Consider the following 21,050-nt stretch of genomic DNA (forward strand, 5'->3'; position numbering starts at 1 on the left):
TGTTTCATGAGGATTATTAATTATTTAAATTGAAAATGATCTTTTCATTATCAAATAATTATATTAAAGGTTAATTATGGTAAATAATGTCACTGGTCTTGAAGTTGCTATAGTTGGAATGGCTGGTCAATTCCCTGGCGCAGACAATGTGCATGATTTTTGGGAAATGCTCTGTGATGGAAAAGAAGGTATTAGCAGATTTACTCAGGAAACATTAGAGAATAATGGTATATCGTCTGAAGAGTATTTAAACGAAGATTATGTTCCTGTTAAAGGTATCATCAACAAACCCTACCATTTTGCGGCTGATTATTTTGCAATTAACCATCCAGACGCAGAAAAAATGGATCCCCAAACCCGTTTGATGATTGAAACCTGCTGGCAGGCACTTAACCATGCCGGTATTGATGCCAAAGACTATCCGGGAGAAATTGGTGTTTATGCAGGAGCCGGTAATCAGTGGTCATGGTTTAACACTTTAAATACTGAATTTAACTCCTCAGCAGAGCTGTTCCATGTTGCAACATTAAATGATTCTGCATTTTGTTCGCGTATTTCCTATTTACTGAATTTACGTGGCCCGTCCGTTACGATACAAACAGCCTGTTCAACTTCATTAGTGGCTGTGCATACAGCCTGTCAGGCTCTGCAAGCCGGAGAATGTGATATTGCTTTGGCTGGCGGTGTCAGCGTAACGCACCCGCATCAGGCCGGATATAGGTATCAGGAAGGCATGATAAATAGTATCGACGGCAAGACACGGGTATTTGATGAGCAGGCGGGTGGGACGGTCTTCAGTAATGGGGTTGGCGTTGTTACCCTGAAAAGATTGACGGATGCAATTGAAGATAACGACAGAATTTATGCCGTGATTAAAGGCAGTGCCATTAATAACGACGGTAATGACAAAATAAGTTTTACCGCGCCCAGTGCCTTGGGGCAAGAAAAGGTGATTCGGGCAGCATTGAATGTCTCGGAAATTGATCCTGCCAGTATTAGTTATATAGAAACACACGGGACAGGTACGGTATTGGGTGATCCAATTGAAATCGCAGCGCTGGATGCTATTTTTCATGGGCAGCCATCTTGTGCCATTGGTTCGGTTAAATCCAATGTCGGGCACTGTGATACCGCAGCCGGGGTAATATCACTGATAAAACTGTCATTATGTGTTTATTTCAAGATATTAGTGCCATCCATTAATTTTGAAAAAGCCAATAAAAAATTAGCACTGGAAAAAACCCCTTTTCATGTTAATACACAAACAAAGCCCTGGGTCACACAAAACAATGCGCCAATCAATGCTGGTGTCAGTGCTTTTGGTGTTGGTGGCACGAATGCACATCTTATTCTGCAAGAATTTTCGGAGAGAGCAGAATCGGTTTCGGCAGAACATCTAAATTATCAGGAACTGCCCAATCGGATTGAGTTTAAGCCTTCAATAAAAAAAGAGACTGCTTCTGTCTTTAATGAAGAGCAAGATAATGAAGAGCAAGAAGTATCGGTTGATTTTGCAGAAAAAATAGATATCAATTCTATATTGAAAGAGATGTTGAATGTTTTAACCGCGTACTTCCCGAATAAGAATATTTCCAAAGATGATAATTTCTTTGATGTTGGTGCCAGCTCTTTACATATTGTTCAGTTACACGAAAAAATAAATGCGCATTATGCTATCAAATTATCAATTAATGATTTGTATCGTTATACAACCTGTCAGAAAATTTCTGAGAAAATATACGATGTCATCAATGAAACGCCGCGAAAAACGACACGTAAATCAAAAAAGGTGGCAAATGGAAAAACATCAAATCGTATAAAAACAACCCATCATGACTATCCTGAAAATGCCATTGCCGTTGTTGGCATCAGTGGCCGTTTCCCCGGCAGTCATAATGTACGGGAATATTGGAAAAATATATTGTCCGGTAAAGAAGGCATCTCTTTCTTTACCGATGATGAATTGATTGATGCGGGAATTCCAGAATATATTTTCAAAAATAAGCATTATGTCAGGGCAAAAGGGATTGTTGAGAATGCATTGGATTTTGATAAAACCGCCTTTGGTTACACAATGCGTGAAGCACAATATATGGACCCGCAATTCCGTTTACTGCATGAAATAACCTGGGAAGTACTGGATGATGCAGGATATGGTAACCCCAGATATCGCCCGGTAACGGGTCTGTTTGCGTCTTCTGGCTCTAATTATGAATGGTTAGACCGGGTAAAAGAGGAAGTTAAAGATACAACAGAACAGTTCAGCATCGGGCTTTTAAATGACCGTGAGTTCCTCACAACCCGCATCGCTTATAAGTTGAATCTGACCGGGCCAGCCGTGACCGTCCAGAGTGCCTGTTCCAGCTCTGCACTGGCCATCACACTTGCGTGTCAAAGCCTGCGGGTTAATCAATGTGATTTAGCGTTGGCGGGGGGCGTTTCCATCACCGTTCCGGTGAAAAGTGGCTACATGTATGTCAATGGCATGGTAAATAGTGCCGATGGCCATTGTAAACCCTTTTCAGAGGATGCCAGCGGAACCGTGTTCAGTGATGGCATTGGCATGGTTGCCTTAAAAAGATTGGAAGATGCGATTGACAATAATGATCACATCTATGGCGTGATTGCCGGCTATGGCGTCAACAATGATGGTTATGAAAAAGCCGGTTTTACCGCGCCGAGTGCCAATGGGCAAGCAGCCTGTATTAAACAGTCTCTGGCGATGGCCGGAATTTCTGCCAACGATGTCGGATATTTGGAAGCGCATGGTACAGCGACATTGGTAGGCGATGATATTGAACTGGAAGGTGTCAAAAATGCGTTGAGCGTTGCAGACGATAATCCCAGTATTTGTCACATTGGCAGTGTCAAATCAAACCTCGGTCACACCGACAGTGCCGCAGGTGTTGCTGGTTTCATTAAGACACTATTGACAGTCAAACATAAGAAGATCCCGCCAACTTGCCATACTGAAAAAAATGATCACGGGTTGCTGCAAGGGACACGATTCCGTTTAATGAATACTGCAACTGATTGGGGCAATAATAACGATATCCGAACCGCAGGATTGAGTTCATTTGGTATTGGGGGAACAAATGTTCATATCACGATCCAATCTATCTTAGATCGAATCAGTAGCGAGCAAGATCGCCCAGAACTGATTACACTCTCCAGTAAAAGCAAAGAAGGCTTGATTAAAACGGCGGAAACATTAGGCCATTTTTTAAATGCAGATACCCACACGAAATCGCTTTCTGATATTGCTTACACCCTCCAAATCGGGCGAGGGGAACATGAATATCGCACATCGTTTGTGGTAGATAATGCAGAAGAACTCAAAAACGCTTTATTGCATGTCAAAGAGACAAACAACATCGCCGAAATCTCCTTTGACCAAACACCGCGTATTGTCTTTATGTTCCCGGGTCAGGGGGCACAATATATCAATATGGCGAGGGATTTATACAAGGAATTGGGGATTTTCAGAAAGCATCTTGATGAGTGTCACGAATATCTCTTCGAGAGATTCGGCATTAATTTACTGGCATTGCTCTATGATGAAAAGAATCAAGACAGTGTAGAAAAACTCCGCAATACGCAATTTACCCAACCCATTATTTTTGCCATCTCTTATTCTCTGGCTAAGAGTCTGGAAGCGTTAGGTATAGAAGCCAAAGCCATGATTGGCCATAGCATCGGTGAATATGTGGCTGCCGCAATGGCAGGCGTGATGACGCTGGATGAGGCTTTAGAACTTGTCGCTGTCAGAGGCCTTATCATGCAGGAATGTGAGCCGGGAGCGATGCTGAGTGTTTCGGCTGGCAGAGAAGAGATTGAACCTTATTTAACTGATGAAGTGACGTTAGCCACGGTGAATTCATCAATGGCCTGCGTTATCGCGGGATCGCAGGCTGAAGTTGAAAAAGTACAGCTTGCGTTGGCGGATAAAAATTACCGCACCCGATTATTGGAAACCTCTCATGCGTTTCATACGGCAATGATGAAACCTGCGGTCGGGAAGTTTAAACAGGCGCTGAAGAAGATAAAATGGAGAAAGCCCAATAAAGCCTATATCTCCAATGTCACCGGTCAATGGATCACGGCAAAACAAGCCAATTCCATTGATTATTGGGTTGCCCATTTGTGTGAAACAGTCGAATTCCACCAAGGTATTATGACTTGTCTGGAACAGCCCGATCTGAATGCCTTTATCGAAGTCGGGCCGGGCAGAACATTGTCTACGTTTGTTAAGCAGGTTATCGGAACAAATACCGATACCTCTGTTATTAATGTGATGCGGCATCCATTAGAAGAAGAAAATGACAGAGCCTATTTATTAAAACTGCTTGGTCAGCTTTGGATGAAGGGCTATGCCATTAATTGGTCGGTTATTTATCAGGATGTCAAGCCAGGAAGAGTCAGTCTGCCCGGTTATCAGTTTATCCCAGAAAAAATGGGATCCGGAAACTCACAGGCCAGTTCAAATCAGGCGGAGAAAATAACTGAAACCCGGATACAAAAAAATACTATTTCAGACTGGCTGTATGGTGAAATATGGCAGGATGCGCTCTTACCCAATAAATCGAATCAATCTGAAGTTAAAACCGCTTTGTGCTTTGTTCCGGGTATGGAATGGTGCGAGCCGCTTAGCCGCCATCTGAATATTGATGAAAAATCAATAAGGTTTGTGTTATCAGGTGATGATTACACCTCTGTGAACAATGTGATTACATTGGCCGCAGGTGAAGTCAGCCATTTCGAAAAGCTCTTCCATGAATTAAAAGAAAATCAGTTACAACCTGATTCGGTCATATTTGCCTGGCCTTTATCCGGTCATCGTGATTTAAAAAACACGTGGTTTTCTGCCATTACGTTGCTTCAGGCATGGGCAACGGTAGGCAATATGGGGGATTTCCGTTTATTGCTGGTGAACACCGAGCAGCCTGAATCCGGCATGCTCAAGGGCCTGGTCAAAGTCATTACTCAGGAAGTCAGCAAATGCCATCCCAGATTAGTCCAAATCAATACCACAGAATCGATTGAAAACACCTGTGAGATATTAACGGAAGAGCTGTTAGCCACAGACGGGCGTTTTATCGTTTGCCGGACAGAAGGGCGTTATTCTGAACAAGTCTATGAACGGCTTAACGTGGAGCCACAGAAAAAGCATTCGCTCCTGAAACAGCAGGGCACCTACCTGATTACTGGCGGACTGGGTGATTTAGGTTTGCTGTTTGCAGAATATCTTTTGAAAGAATATCAGGCAACCGTGATCTTGTCTGGCCGCCGGGAATTACCTGACAGGCATGAATGGCAACAGGCAACTCAAGCAGATTTGCCGACCACTAACCTATTGCAACAACTGAATAAACTGGCCGATCTTGGCAGAGGCGATGTGGTTTATTATCCGGCTGATGTGGCTGATAAATCTGCCATGCAACGCTTATTGCAGACAATAGACGAGCAACATGGAGCATTGAATGGCATCATCTGTGCCGCGGGTGTGACGGAAGGCGATTCGTTTCAGGGCATTAACCGGATAACGCTGGATGCGTGTTCGCCACAAATAGAAACCAAAGTTGAAGCTTATAAAATTCTGGCGGAATTGACCGAACACCAGCCACTGGATTTTTGTCTGCTTTGTTCTTCAATCGCTTCAATGCTGGGGGGCTTAAGTTTTTCTGCCTATAGCTCTGTCAGTGCATTTGCTGATGCGTTTGCAAGACAACAAAACCAGCAAGGCAAGCCCTGGATTAGCATTAACTGGGATGGATGGGTGTTTGAACGCAATGATTCCGGTGATGCGCTGGGTTCCTCATTGAGCCAGCTTTTAATTGAACCGGATGAAGGCATTCAGATTCTGGAACGTGTTTTACAATCACCATTGCACGGGCAAATTATTGTCTCTACCGGTGATTTGAATCAACGTTTTGAACAATGGGTCGGTTCTCATTTAAAAGCCTTTGATATTAATAAAATCAGTCAATCTCACAGGAAAACCATTTCCAAAGATCAGATAGTGGAAACCATCGTTTCAATCTGGAAAGATTTCTTAAAAATCACACAGATTAACCGTGAAGATAACTTTTTTGAATTAGGTGCCAATTCGTTGGATTTGGTTCAAGTTAATAAAAGATTAACGGATGCGTTAGAGATTGATATCTCAGTCGTGGATATGTTCAGTTATTCCACCTCAGAATTACTGGCTGATTACATAACAAGTCAATATGGAATAGTCAGCAAAAATGATAGCCAGCATGAACAGCTAGATAATAGTGACTATGTAGCAGAATACGTTGTTAAACCGGATACGGTTTTCGATAAACATATTGCTTTCGATAAACATATTGCAATTGTCGGTATGGCAGGAAAATTCCCGGGCGCTGAAGATATTTATGAGTTTTGGGATAATTTATGCTATGGCAAAGAATCAATCAGCATAATGAGCAAGGAAGAATTAATTGAATCAGGCATTGATTCAGACTTATTGGATGATCCGAATTATGTTCGTGCCAAAGGTATTATGCCGCATTCAGGTGAATTTGATGCTGAATTCTTTGGTTATACACCTTATGAAGCACGTCAAATGGACCCACAGGTTCGGGCGATGCACATTTGCAGTTGGCAGGCATTGCAGGATGCGGGGATCTCACCCAAAAACAACAAGCTGAAAATTGGTTTATATACTGCGGCATCAGGAAATTTACCGTGGCTGGCACAAGCAATGGCAACGGCAGAAGGCAATGCCGGTCAATATAGTGCGATGGTCGTGGCAGACAAAGACTATATGTCGACCAGTGTGTCATATAAATTAAATTTGTCCGGGCCAAGTATGGTGATTTCAACAGCCTGTTCTTCATCGCTGGTTGCTGTGAACGAAGCGATTAAATCACTGCGTACGGGTGAATGTGATGTTGCACTGGCGGGTGGTGTTTCAATTACGTTGCCAATTAAAGCCGGATATTTATTTGAAGAAGGCATGATTTATTCTAAAGATGGAAAATGCCGGCCATTTGATATTCAGGCTAACGGAACGGTATTTAGTGATGGCGTTGGTGTGGTCGTTCTGAAACCCCTGAAACAAGCGATAGCAGACAAAGATAATATTTATGCGACCATCATCGGCAGTGGTATTAACAATGATGGGGGGATGAAAGTCGGTTACACCGCACCGAGTACAAAAGGTCAGGTTGACGTTATTCAGGCCGCATTGCGGGATGCAAATGTTTCATCAGAATCGATTAATTTTGTAGAGACACATGGCACGGGCACGAATTTGGGTGATCCGATTGAATTTAATGCCCTGAAACAAGCTTTCTCAACGGATAAAAAGAGTTATTGCAGAATCGGCAGTGTGAAATCGAATATTGGTCATCTCAATTTCGCTTCAGGTGTCACCGGGCTGATAAAAGCGGCATTATCCATCAAGAATAAGGTATTGCCGCCAACGCTGCATTTTACCCGTCCCAATAAAGAAATGGATATTGCGAATAGTCCATTTATGGTGAATAACCAATATACGGAACTGCATGACAGTAAACATCCGATTAGGGCCGGTGTCAGTTCCTTTGGTCTTGGCGGCACGAATGTGCATCTTGTGCTGGAAGAGTATCGGGCTGACCAAAATAAATTATCCGGGAAAAATACAAATAATCGATTGCCATTGATTCTATCGGCACCGGACGAGAAATCATTGCAGTCCTATAAGAAACAGTTAAAGCAAGTTATTCAGAGTGATAATCAAAAGCTGAATATCAGTGATTTCACTTACAGCCTGATGCAAAGAGAGACAATGGCATCACAATTTATTGCGGTCGTGAATAACCGTGATGAATTGATTAATGCACTCTCTTCAACAGAAAAAGACAATATTAATCTATCACGCGGGATTAAGCGGAAAGTGGTGTTTTTGTTCCCTGGTCAAGGTTCACAATATATCTCGATGGGACAAGATCTTTATAAGCATAATGTATTATTCAGACAGTGGTGTGATAAAGGGTTTGTGATTGCGAAAGAGTATTGCACAACAGATTTGAAAGCGTTGCTGATTAATGGTTCTCAGGAACAGCCTATTTATGAAACTGAATTTGTTCAGCCATTGTTGTTTATTATTGAATATGCTTTGGCACAGGTTCTGCAATCTTATGATATTACTTCTGATGCAATGATAGGTCACAGTCTGGGAGAATATGTAGCCGCGACCCTCGCTGGTGTATTCTCATATGAAGATGCAATTAAAATTATCTGCATTCGGGGCAGATATATGCAATCGACAGAAACGGCGGCTATGCTCTCTGTTATGGCGTCTTCAGATAAAGTGAAGGAAATCTTACCGGAAAATCTTGATATTGCCCTGGATAACAGCAGTGAACTTTGTGTTGTAGCGGGCTCAGATGAGGCAATGACGCAATTTGAAGAAATCTGCCATACAGAATCGATAAAAACCAAACGTCTGGAAATCAAAAGAGCTTTCCATACCCGTTATATGGACCCGGTTCTGGAAGAATATGGTCAGGCTCTTAAAGGCATCACACTCAATAAACCTCAAATCGATTTTATATCGAATGTGACAGGCGAATGGGTTGATCACAAACGTGTGACAGAAAGTGATTATTGGGTTGATCATATTCGTCAGCCTGTCCGCTTCAGACAATCTATTGCAACGGCCTTAGAAAATGAACACTGTTTGTTTATCGAAGTGGGGCCAGGTCGTGGACTTTCGACGTTAGTTCAAAATCATTCAGACTATAATACCAACCACGCTTGTCTCTCGTGGCAGGGCCATAAGACCAAAGGGATGAGCCACCATAATGAGCTGATAGAAAAATTAGCCATGATTGCTTTATATGGTATCCGTGTTAATTGGCAGCAGGAGATCAATGAGCAGCAACCTGAATTAATTCATTTGCCGCCAACCCCCATACGCGGAAAAGCGTATCCGACTGATATTAAAAGATTGCAGGCATTATTTTCTGGTAACCCGCCGAGCGTTGCCGAAGAGACTGAAAAAGAGGAGAAAATAAATACCAACCCGATCAGTCGGGGAAAAGTATCGGACAGTGCTATTGATCAATTAGGCGCTATTTGGAAGCTCATTCTGGGTATCGATAAAATCGAAAACAGTGATGATTTTATTTCTCTGGGCGGCAGTTCACTTTCAGCAGTACAGGTGATTGCAAAAGCGAAGGAGATAAACTTGCCTATTAACATCAATATGTTGTTGTCAGGTAAAACCCTGTTTGAAATAAATCAACTATTGGGCAATGAGAATAACACGGAATATAAGACTCAGCGTTGGACATTCAATGAAAAATTTTCTCCCGAATTATACCCGGAATATGCCAGTTGCCTGTATTCAGCCGTCAGAGAAAAATTGAAACATGAACATCAATTAGACTGTAGTGATGCACTGATGCTGGTTTCAGACGGTAGCCCATTATTGGGTATCGTATTACAACAGTGTGAAAATGAAACTCAATTATCTCATCAGGAGGTTAATTTTGGCCGTATTCTTGGCTGGCCTGCCTTAGATGAAAGTTATTCCTTCTCTTATGCCAAGAAATTCTTTGATGATTATGAATCCTATCGCAATTACTGTGAAAAAGAGTTATCTCTCGGGCATGTCGTCATTGTAACAGGAAGTGATTACTATTTGCCTTTCTCACCTTCATACGGTTTATCGGAAGCGGAATATATAGCAAGACCGTTATTCCGGGATATCGTTTTGGATGATGAGGTCATTCCACACGCGTTTGTCTTGGTTGGAAAGACCGATTCAGGTTATCAAGTCTACGACGGCAGCTTCCAATACTTTGGGGAAATTACCGAACAGGAATTTGAAAAAACGGTGATTGGATTCAGGGGATTAGATTTCATGCAATCACATGAAGTCTTTAAGAAATCCCGCCCCTATTTGGTGATTACTGTCAATTGTGATGGTGATTTTCCTGATAGCGAAGCACAACAAAAGATCATTTTAAACAATCTGATTAATGATTTCAGAAAAGAAGAAGAGATAAAATACCCTGAAAATGAATTTTCTTGTTATATAGGATTAGCAGCAATCGAAAAACTGATTGAAACTCCGGCGTTGTTAACGAATAGCACAGTGACTGATTTGGAAGAAATATTTGTACGTTGGCGTGATCAAATCTCTTCATTAAAGCGGTTCCTGATGATTGCCAGGTCAGCAAGTGCCATTCAACTTGAAAGTTCATTCTCTCTTATCCAGGAAAAAATGGAAGAGTTAATAGTATCGTGTAAAGATCATGATAATGATGGGAATAAAGTCAATTGCCTGACCCAGATTAAATCTGGATTGGATTCTGTGATTAATATTATTTCCGAATAGTATGATCTTCCTGAAATTTTAACTTTCAGATTTTATTTTTGCTCAATAAATTTCATCATTGAATATTAGGAGTGTTATTGGATGAAAATCAGATTGCTTCTTGCTTTTTTTAGTCTCTTATTTATATCAATGTCTTTTGCTCAAAATGAATCAACTGACCCTGCGGAACTAAAGGAACAACTGCTTGAATATATGGATGTCGGTAAAATTCCGGGGTTATCATTGATGTTTATTGATAAACAAAATAACACCCATTTGATAATGTTAGGAAAACAAAATGAAAACCCAGGAGAAAACGTTAAACCGGAAACTCTATTTGAATTAGGTTCGACAAGTAAGGCATTTACCGGGTTGATAGCAGCAAAACTGCTTGAAGAGGGAAAAATAAAACCAGAGACAAGCGTTTCTTCTGTCTTGCCAGAACTCTCATTCTATTATGAAGATAAACCTGTAGAAGTGAGTTTTATTCAACTGTTACATCATTCATCAGGGGTTCCGTTTTCAAGTGTTGATTTTATTTATGGTGGTTCTGGTCATGATTCATTAGCACAGATGATAAAGAACATTGGGCGGATAAATCTTGAGGATAACCCTGATACACGTTATTCCTATGCAACCATTAATTATGATATTGCAGCCAGAATGATGGAAGTTGTGACACAACAACCTTATGCTGAGTTATTGCAGGATTACGTGTTAACGCCGCTGAAAATGAATGACACGTCCATTGATTCTGCGGTCAGCAATAAAGCCACGGGATATCAGATAAGTTACCTTGCACCCAGACCTTATGATGCCCCTTTTTTCATTTCTAATATTCCCGCCGGATATATTCAGACAAATGCAATAGATATGGAAAAATGGCTCCGTTTTCTTATTGAAGATAATGATTCACCATTAAGTCAATATAAGAAACGTATTCTGGAGCCTGACACTAAATTACCGACCAATGAGGGCGAAAATGTGCATTATGCACTGGGGTGGTCGATAAATAATGATAAGATCTATCATACCGGAATGAATCCGAATTTCTCCAGCTTCGTCGGTTTTAATACTCAGTCTCATGTCGCTGTTGTGGTGATGGCGAATGTTAATAGTAATGTTCCGTTTACTATTGGCGAACAAATTCTGCAACAACTTTCATCAGGTAATGGCACGATAAAATTAACCTCTGCCAATGATATTGAGTTGTTTGATACTTTTGACAGACTATTTTTAATAGCCAGTGCCTTCCTTTCCCTGTTTTTAATATGGGTTTCATTTAGAATCTATCGAAATATTGTGAATAAAGACAAACAGCCTCTTTCTGCGATAAAGAAATTTACTGTAATTATTTTGGTCTTTTTCTGTTTCTCCTTAATGTTTTTATGCTTTTTCTTTCCTTCCATTTTATTGAATATGTCCTGGAATTCATTGATTATCTGGATGCCAATGAGTTTCATATTGATGTTAACGCTGTTAATGTCAACGTTAGTCATGAGTCTGATTAATCTGCTGATTATATTTTTCAAACATATATCGTATGCCAAAAACCAGAGTCTTTATCTCCGGTAAAAATATTAAATTAGACTTTGGTTATTTAACTTATCGATATCAATTAGGTTGTTAATATATGACGAATTCATTTGATATAGCCATAGTTGGCATGGCTTGTAATTTTCCTGATGCAACGACACCACAAATGTTTTGGCAAAATCTGATTTCAGGAAAAGAAAGTATAAGAAAATTTACGCATGAAGAATTAATTAAGAATGGTTACAAAGAGGAAGAGATCAACGATCCTGACTTTGTACCTGCTAAAGCCATACTCAAAGATTACAAGTCTTTTGATAATAACGTCTTTGGTTATCTCAAAGATGAAGTTGATAAAATGGACCCCCAATGCCGGTTATTGCATGAATGCTGTTGGCACGCCTTAGAAGATGCGGCTTATGTCCCCGGTGAAATGCAGGACAGGGTAGGTTTGTTCGCCGGTACATCGTTCAATTTACCGTGGATTTCTAATCAGTTAAAACAGAAGCTGACTCCGGCTGAAATATTTGATGTTGTCAACTGGAGCCTTCCAGAATCTGTTATTACCCGAATAGCTTATAGATTGGGCCTGAATGGACCTGTTATGTCCGTCCATACGGCATGTTCAACTTCTCTGGTTGCTATCCACACCGCTTGTCAGTCGATATTAAGTGGCGATTGCGATCTCGCTTTGGCGGGAGGGGTTTCCATTTCATTGCCTCAGGAATCGGGTTATACATACCAGAAGGGAATGATTCGTTCAGCGGATGGTCATTGCCGGCCATTTGACGCAGATTCAGGTGGCACGGTGGGTGGCAATGGGGTGGGAATTTTGCTGCTAAAGCTACTTGATCGCGCTGTAGAAGACAATGATCACATCCATGCGATTATAAAAGGAACATCAGTCAATAATGACGGGCAACGTAAAGTCGGCTTCACGGCACCAAGTATAGAAGGGCAAATTGAAGTTATTTCCAATGCACAAATGTTGGCGGGGGTTGAACCTGAAGATATCAGTTACATAGAATGCCACGGCACCGCAACTGAAATAGGCGATCCGATTGAAGTCACAGCGTTGGCGCGTGTATTCCAACATTCTCAGCATACTTGTTGGTTAGGCGCGGTAAAAAGCAATATCGGTCATTTAGACGAAGCAGCAGGAATTGCCGGTGTCATTAAAACTGTTATGTCATTGAAGAATAAACAGTTAGCACCTACTCTGCATTACAAAAAGCCGAATGATAAATTATATTTAGACGAGACACCGTTTAAAGTGGTGGATTGTCCGATGGAATGGGCAGTTCCTGAAGGTAAAAAAAGAATGGCCGGGGTCAGTTCGTTTGGTATTGGTGGAACGAATGCACATATTGTGCTGGCTGAAGCAGACAGGCAAGAAAATATCCCGGATGATGAATCTCCCAATCTATTCCTAATCTCAGCCGAAACGCCTGAAGCTTTACAAAATAATCAACAGAATTTGCTCAAGGTACTTAAAGATTCGAAATCGTACCGCTTAAATGATGTTGCCTACGTTTTGCAGGAAGGGAGAAAACACCTCCGCTACCGTAAAGCATTTATGGGTTCAACATACCAGGAACTCTGTTCGGTGCTGGAAAGAGCAACCACCAATCCGGTAAAAGCGAAAGATGCAGAGCCGAATATCGTATTTATGTTCCCGGGTCAGGGAGCACAATATACAAATATGGCATTATCACTTTATGAAAATCATTCATTATTCCGCTCTATAGTGGATTCAGGTTTACTCCTGGCTTCAGAATATCTTGGCGAATCTCTCCGGGATAAGTGGTTTGATAATGGCAATAGTGATTATCTTAGCCAGACACAATATGCGCAGCCTGCCATTTTTATTATCGAATATGCGCTTGCTCATTGCCTGATTGATAATGGAATAAAACCTTCTGTTCTGATTGGTTATAGCTTTGGGGAATTGGTTGCGGCAACAATTGCTGACGTTTTCACCTTGGAAGATGCGTTAAAATTTGTCGTAAAACGCGGACAGCTTATGCAAAGTCTGCCTACTGGCGCAATGCTGAGTATCCCGTTGCCTGCATCAGAAGTCTTGTCGCTTTGCCCTGAACACATTGTTATTGCGATAGATAATAAAGATTCTTGTGTCGTCTCATCCGATGAAAAATCCATTGAAGCATTTTCTCAGATATTAAAGAAAAAACGTATTTTAACGACACCCATAAAATCTAAACATGCAGCCCATTCCCCTGCAATGGCTGAAATAAATAAAGCATTGTTGCAAATACTTTCTGGTTTTACGTTAAGTGCCCCGAAAACAGCCATTATGTCCTCTGTGACCGGTAAAATTTTGTCTGAGACAGAGGTAAAATCAATTCAATATTGGGCTGAACAAGCAGAAAAGACAGTTTGTTTTGTTCAGGGAATCGAAAATATTCTCAACAGCAGTCAGCATTATGTATTACTTGAAGTCGGCGTGGGGAGAGATCTGGTTAATTTAGTTCGCCGATATACCTTACCGGAAGATGCACAAGCCATTATCCAATTGTTACCGGAAGATAATAAAGTCGCAACCCAGCCTTATTTGTTCTGGTCTGGTTTAGGTAAAATATGGCAACAAGGCGTTAAAATTCAATGGGAAAAAGTACGCCCATCATCAGATTGTAAACGTATTTCATTGCCGGGTTATGCGTTTGACCGCAGTATTTACTGGCCTGAAAATGCCAATTTCTTGCACCTGTTTTCCGGTAATAATGAAAGTGTCGAAAAGGGTCAGATTCCTGTTATCAAAAATGAGAATATGTCAGATTGGTTTTATCAATCTGTTTGGCAGCAAGATGTTCTGAAATATTCGAAGCAAAATAAACATGCCAAGACCGCACTGTTATTCCGATTGGGGGAGCGTTCTGAGCAAAGCACTCTCTACGAACAAGGATTAATCAAGCATTATCATAAAATTATTCAGGTTAATATTGGTTCACAATGCGAATTAGAGATTGGAATACCCAGTACCCTTCGTGCTCTTCACGTGGAAGATTATGAAAATTTATTCAAGTTTCTTAATAAGAATGAAGTTCCTATTGAAGAGATTATCATTGATTGCACAGGGGGAAATCTGGCCGTTAATGAACAATTGGCCTCAGCTCTCTATTTAATTAAATCACACCGCGCATTTTGTCATGTCAATAAACTCACGGATATTACCTTACTTGTTCAGAACGCACGTGAAGTTTGCAATGAGCCTGATATTGATCCACGTGCCGCCGCGATGTTAGCTGTCAGCACAGTTATCCGACAAGAATTTCACGAAGTGGATTGCCGCGCGATAGACGTTGGTAATCCTGATGATTGCGCTGCCGAGATATTAATGCGCGAAATAGAGGCAGGTGGAAATAAAACCGTTATCTACAGAAATAATCGAAGATGGACTGAAGCGTTTTTATCCTATAGTCCTTTTATAAAAGATAACCTTTCCTGTCTGAAAAAAGAGGGCGTGTATTTACTCATTGGTGGGGGAGGATTTATCGGCCACACATTCTCTCAATATCTTGCAACAGAATATCATGCCCACTTGGTCATTTCTTCACGATCTAAACAGGAATATGCCGGTGATCAGCAATGGCAATCCGTAGCAGAAGCCGCCGCTGACTTAGAATTTGTTCAGGTTGATGCAAGCGATCGTGTTGCAATGGAAAAACTTATCAATGACATGATGGCTAAATATGGTTGTATTGATGGTATTTTCTATCTGGCGGGTTTAACCGATGACGCTTCGTTTAGGTCGCTCAGTGAAACAGAGATGGAATATATTGACAGCCATCTGGTGCCTAAGCAAAAAGGGATAATGGTATTAGAACAGGTTTTAGAACCCATTGATTATGATTTTTGTTTAGTTATTTCTTCTCTGGCCCCGATTCTCGGTGGTGTAGGATTTTATGCCTATGCGGCAGCCAGTGCCTATTTAGATGCGTTTGTATTGCAGCATAACCGGAAGAATCCGAAAACCTGGGCATTAATTAACTGGGATGGCTGGGAATTAGCGGAAAAAGATAAAATTAACGAAAAAGTGGGAAGCAGCTTATCACACTTGCTTGTGACGAAAAATGAAGGCACTTCTTTATTAGAAGAGGTACTCAAATATCAGGAAAGACAGGCTGTTGTTATTTCGACGGCGGATATCAACGCACGTATTGCCCAATGGTCAGCGCCTTCTGTCCATGATAATGAAGCAGAAACTCAGCATGAGAATTATTCAGTCAGACCTGATTTAGACACTGAGTATGTTTTACCAAACAGTGAAATTGAAGCGGAATTAGTCTCAATCTGGCAAGATTTCTTAAGAATTAAACCTATTGGTTTAAAAGATGATTTCTTTGAGTTGGGCGGTAATTCACTTAAAGCAATAACACTATTATCCCGTATCCATAAAAACTGTAAAATAGATGTGTCATTAACACATTTCTTTAAAAACCCGACAATAGAAGATATTGTCATGTTATGTGGTTCTCAGTCAGAATCAGAGTATCAGATGATATTGCCGGCAGAGATTCAAGACAATTATCCATTATCTTCCGGCCAGCGGAGACTTTATCTGCAACAGATATTTGACAAAAATTCTGTTGCTTATAATGAAACCGCCGCGTTTAATATTATCGGAAAATTAGATAAAGATAAATTTAACAAAACACTTCATTTATTATTTAAACGACATGATTCACTGAGAACATCATTTGTTTTATCTGATGGAGAGCCGAGACAAAAATGTAACAATGATATTGAGTTAAATATCGATTACTTAAAACTTGATTCATCCAATATGAATGATGATGAAATAAACGTGAAAGTTAATAGCTTGATTAAACCGTTTAATTTAAATGAGCCGCCACTGATTAGAGTTACCTTGCTTGAAGTAAGAGAAGAACACTATATATTTTTCCTGGATTTACATCACATTATTTCAGATGGGCTATCTCAGGATATCTTTGTCAGGGATTTTTTAAGTATTTATCAGGATGAAGAACTTAAGCCTTTAGAAATACAATATAAAGACTATACAGTCTGGCAACAAAAAATGTTAAATGATAGCCGTATATTGAAGCAGAAAGCGTTTTGGTTATCAAATTTAAAAGATTTGCCTGAATTTAAATTACCGACAGATTATGTTCGAACAAATGAAGTAGGTAACACAGGTGGCTGGATAAGCTTTGCCATTGACAAACCATTGAGTGATCAACTTGATGCCTTGGCAGAACAAGAGAATATTACAAAATTCATGCTGTTCATTTCATCTTACGCGCTTTTGTTGAAAGATATCTCCGGGCAAGATGAATTTGCAGTCGGTACGCCAATATTGGGACGGCCACAAAGTGAACTGCAAGATATTATTGGTATGTTTGTTAATTTGCTGCCGATCACCTTTAAATGTGAAAATGAATTATCATTTAATCATTTTGTTAAAAATGTTGCTGAAACAACAATAACATCATTTGAAAATGCTAATTTTCAGTTTGAGGATATGGTAAAAGAGCTGAATATCAAGCCAAGATTGAATAGAACACCGATCTTCGATACGGTATTTTCCTATATGAATATTGGTATGGCTGATTTTATATTGCCTGAGGTTAAATTCTCCCGTTATGAGATTAATCAGAAAAATACCCGTTTTGATATCACATTCTTTGTTAAAGAAAACCCTGAAGGTTATGAATTCAATATTGAGTACAAAAAGAATTTATTTAAAGATGAAACGATAAATTATTTTAAACAGAGATATTTAACCTTGTTAAATAGTATTGTTGCTCGTCCTGATACAGCAATTAAAAAAATATTGAGTATGGATAATGAAGGAAGTCATAGTGAAACAGCAGAGGATGATTTGTTTAACTTTAATTTCTAAAACTTGAAAGACGACGAGTATATGCAATGATGAAAGAGTGGTCGAGATATATTTTAGGTCAATGCACAATTTATGGATTTCAGGGTGGATATTTTTATTTGCAGAAATACAAAAATGACGTCATCAAGAAAATTGAATCTGAAATAAATGAAATTATATAGGAAATAAAATGAAATATGTCATTATTTGGACACTGGTTTTTCATGATAAATGGAATGCTTTGACGAGAAATGAACGGAAGAGATTGCAAAACACAGCGTTGCCTGAAATATTGGAAAAGTACCATTCAACCATTAGTTTGAGAACCATTGATACAGAAGGGTTTACAGCAGAGTTTCAAGATTTTGTTATTATAGAAACGGAAAATTTAAGTGACTATTACTGTATGTTACAGGATATGAGAAACACCCTTGTTTTTTCTGAAAAATATTTATCTATATCTAAAGTTTTCATGGGTATTGAAAATGCCGATGAAATTTATGACGATAATTAATTTTATACCCAATGGATTTCAAGTTGCATCGCGACGGCAAGAGAGCAAATCCCCGGGAGCATAGATAGCTATGTGACCAGGGTGAGCGAGCGCAGCCAACAAAGAGGCAGTTTGAAAGACGAAGTGTATAGTCAGCCTCATTGATAGAGTGAAAGAAATTAAATGATAGGGTGTTTATATTATGAATGTAAAAGATGAATTAAATACAAACATTGATAAAGTCTATTTTTGGAAGAAAGTCATTAATGAATATGAGCCATCAGAGTTTGAAAAGTCGTTGATACCCAATCATGATGGCATAAATATACAAAATATATCATTTTCACGTGAAGCATCAAAAAATCTCTTGTTTATGGCGAATAGTTCAGATAAACGATTAAGTCTTCTGCTTTTATCGTTGTTCGGATTTGCCGAATCAGTGATGCAGAGAAGTAAGAACTCTTTAATCTTAACCACAAATTACCTGGATGATGACGAGTTTCCAAAGATACTGTGTGTGCCTGCAAAGTATGAACCTGAGCAAACTCTGGTTGGGTTGATAAAAACGGTATCTAAAAGTATACATGATTTATTGCAGTATAAATTGGCTTCTTTTCAGGATGTTTGTGATCAGCCTAAGTTTCTTACATCTTGTGTTTTATTGAAGAACTGTCAGGCAGTGAATAAAGAAATTTATGATTTATCTGTTTCTCAGTTATTTTTTGATCATGATAACGAAATAATCAGTTGTGAAATTCATTCGCCTTATTCTGTTAATTATTATAATGAACTGATTAAAATGGTGGAGTTATTGGTACAGCAGGTTCGTTCTGAGGAAACGCTCAGTACCCTTAAATTATCTGCCGGTTCGGGTCAATATACCGATCCATTGTCACCTGAGATTGAACATCATTTTACTATTCACTCTTTATTTGCGGAAAAAGCGAAAATACATCCTTTGCATATCGCAGTAACGGATGAAAATTCGTCGCTCAATTACATTGAGCTGGATAAATTAAGTTCATTTTTTGCCGCTCAGTTGTTAAGTCAGGGTATTAAACAATATGATGCGGTCGGCATTCATATGAACCGTTCATGTGCAGCAATTGTCGCTATGTTGGCGGTTCTGAAAACAGGTGCTAAATATTGCCCGTTTGATATCAATTGGCCGATAGAACGAAAGAAATATGTTAAAGATACCGCTGATATTCAGTATTTAATTATTTCCGACGAAACGGTTTGCGAGCTTGAAAATTGCCAGAATATTGTTTATGCACCACTTGAGCTTAATACTGATATTGATGTTGGCGAGGCATTTCATATAACTTCAGAAGATTCGGCTTATATTATTTTCACTTCAGGTTCAACAGGAGCACCGAAAGGGGTGGAAGTTTCCCACTCTGCTGTAATCAACCTGGTGTTAGGGCTGCATGATCGGGTTTATCAGCGTTATCAAGAGCAAGCTCCTCTTAATGTCGCCATGATGTCGGCATTGAGCTTCGATGCTTCAGTACAACAGTTATATCCTGCATTGTTACTCGGTCATACCCTCCATATAGTACCGGAATCTGTCAGGAGAGATGGAAAAAGTGTCGTTGAGTTTTGGCATAAAAGAGCCATTAATATTGCAGATTGTACTCCGACACATTTGCGTATGATACGCACGCAATTTGCTGAAAATTCTATTTATTTTCCTGTTAATCATCTGATGATTGGTGGTGAACGGTTGGAAAAACACAACTGGCATAACTTTGCCAAATGCTGGGCGTCGGCTCCTAATGCCTCTAATGCGTACGGTCCTACAGAATGTTGTGTCCAGTCTTCTTCTTTCGAATTTGACGAGAATAGTGATATTCAAACACCCACGATCCCGATCGGTTTTCCTATGCCGGGGGAAGAGATTATATTGATTGACGACTGTTTAAGACCGTTGCCTCAAGGTGCCGTCGGTGAGATTGCCATTGCGGGAAAGGGTCTTGCAAAAGGTTATATCAATAAACCCGCGTTAACGGCCGAAAAATTTATTACTATTGATGGTAAAAGATATTATAGAACAGGTGATCTCGCCCAATACTCTGGCGAAAATGGTTTAATCTATCTTGGCCGATCTGATAGTCAGGTTAAAATTAATGGTTATCGCATTGAATTGGGAGAGATAGAAGTCATTACGCAAAAATCCGTTTATGAACAAATGAATGAATCTGAACTGAGTTCAGCGGCAGTGTGTGATGTTTTTGTTATGGTTAACTCTCAAGATTCGGATAATAAAATCCTGATCGCTTATCTCTATACTAATATTGCATTTGATCAGGAAATTTTGAAAAGTACATTAGCTAAACATTTGCCAAATTACATGATCCCCCACTATTTCATTAAAGTGGATGAATTTCCACAAAACAATAGCGGTAAAATTGATGTGTCAAGATTACCCGATCCCAGAAGTATGATAAGAAATAGTGAATTGAAACCTTGCAGCAGTGAGATTGAAGTTCATATATTATCTTTATGGGCTGATGTTTTAAAAATAAATAAAGAAAATATCAGTGTATATGATAATTTCTTTGATTTAGGTGGTTCTTCATACACGTTATTACAACTGAGTATTAAACTAAATGAGTTCTTTAATAAAGAAATTGAGGTTGTTGAATTATTTCAATATACAACGATAGAGCAACAAGCCAATTTCATCTCATCTCATGAGAAGATAGAAGAAAATAATTTATTTGAGAATCATCAACTGGAGCAATTTGATAAGGTGATAGGGATGTTCAATTAGTCATTGTTAATAATAAAAAAATAAAAATCAGGTTTAATTAATATATTGATGGGTT

General features: G+C 39.6%; 5 protein-coding genes. All 5 read left to right on the forward strand.

From position 1 onward, the window contains the following. Positions 1 to 76: 76 nt before the first annotated feature. The 5 genes from BM329_RS01290 to BM329_RS01315 all read left to right on the forward strand — a co-directional run bounded on the left by BM329_RS01290 (position 77) and on the right by BM329_RS01315 (position 20,995). Positions 77 to 10,351 (forward strand): type I polyketide synthase, encoded by a 10,275-nt coding sequence (locus BM329_RS01290; protein ID WP_092547742.1) that lies wholly within the window; start codon positions 77 to 79, stop codon positions 10,349 to 10,351. Positions 10,352 to 10,432: 81 nt separating this feature from the next. Beyond that, positions 10,433 to 11,905, forward strand: a complete 1,473-nt coding sequence (locus tag BM329_RS01295) for a serine hydrolase domain-containing protein (RefSeq protein ID WP_092547744.1) — start codon at positions 10,433 to 10,435, stop codon at positions 11,903 to 11,905. A 58-nt stretch (positions 11,906 to 11,963) separates the two neighbouring features. Then, on the forward strand, positions 11,964 to 17,747 hold the full coding sequence (locus tag BM329_RS01300; protein WP_092547747.1) for a type I polyketide synthase: 5,784 nt from the start codon (positions 11,964 to 11,966) through the stop codon (positions 17,745 to 17,747). 169 nt (positions 17,748 to 17,916) lie between these two features. Then, a complete protein-coding gene (locus BM329_RS01310; RefSeq protein WP_092547759.1) occupies positions 17,917 to 18,240 on the forward strand; it encodes a darcynin family protein in 324 nt (107 codons plus the stop codon). Positions 18,241 to 18,421: 181 nt separating this feature from the next. Continuing rightward, a complete protein-coding gene (locus BM329_RS01315) occupies positions 18,422 to 20,995 on the forward strand; it encodes a non-ribosomal peptide synthetase (protein ID WP_092547763.1) in 2,574 nt (857 codons plus the stop codon). The last annotated feature ends 55 nt before the right edge of the window (positions 20,996 to 21,050 follow it).

Source organism: Xenorhabdus koppenhoeferi (assembly GCF_900116635.1).
GTDB classification, from domain to species: Bacteria; Pseudomonadota; Gammaproteobacteria; order Enterobacterales; family Enterobacteriaceae; genus Xenorhabdus; species Xenorhabdus koppenhoeferi.

Coding starts and splice junctions, on each gene's coding strand:
- BM329_RS01300 (WP_092547747.1), top strand. CDS start 11,964: ATGACGAATTCATTTGATATAGCCATAGTTGGCATGGCTTGTAATTTT.
- BM329_RS01310 (WP_092547759.1), top strand. CDS start 17,917: ATGAAATATGTCATTATTTGGACACTGGTTTTTCATGATAAATGGAAT.
- BM329_RS01315 (WP_092547763.1), top strand. CDS start 18,422: ATGAATGTAAAAGATGAATTAAATACAAACATTGATAAAGTCTATTTT.
- BM329_RS01290 (WP_092547742.1), top strand. CDS start 77: ATGGTAAATAATGTCACTGGTCTTGAAGTTGCTATAGTTGGAATGGCT.
- BM329_RS01295 (WP_092547744.1), top strand. CDS start 10,433: ATGAAAATCAGATTGCTTCTTGCTTTTTTTAGTCTCTTATTTATATCA.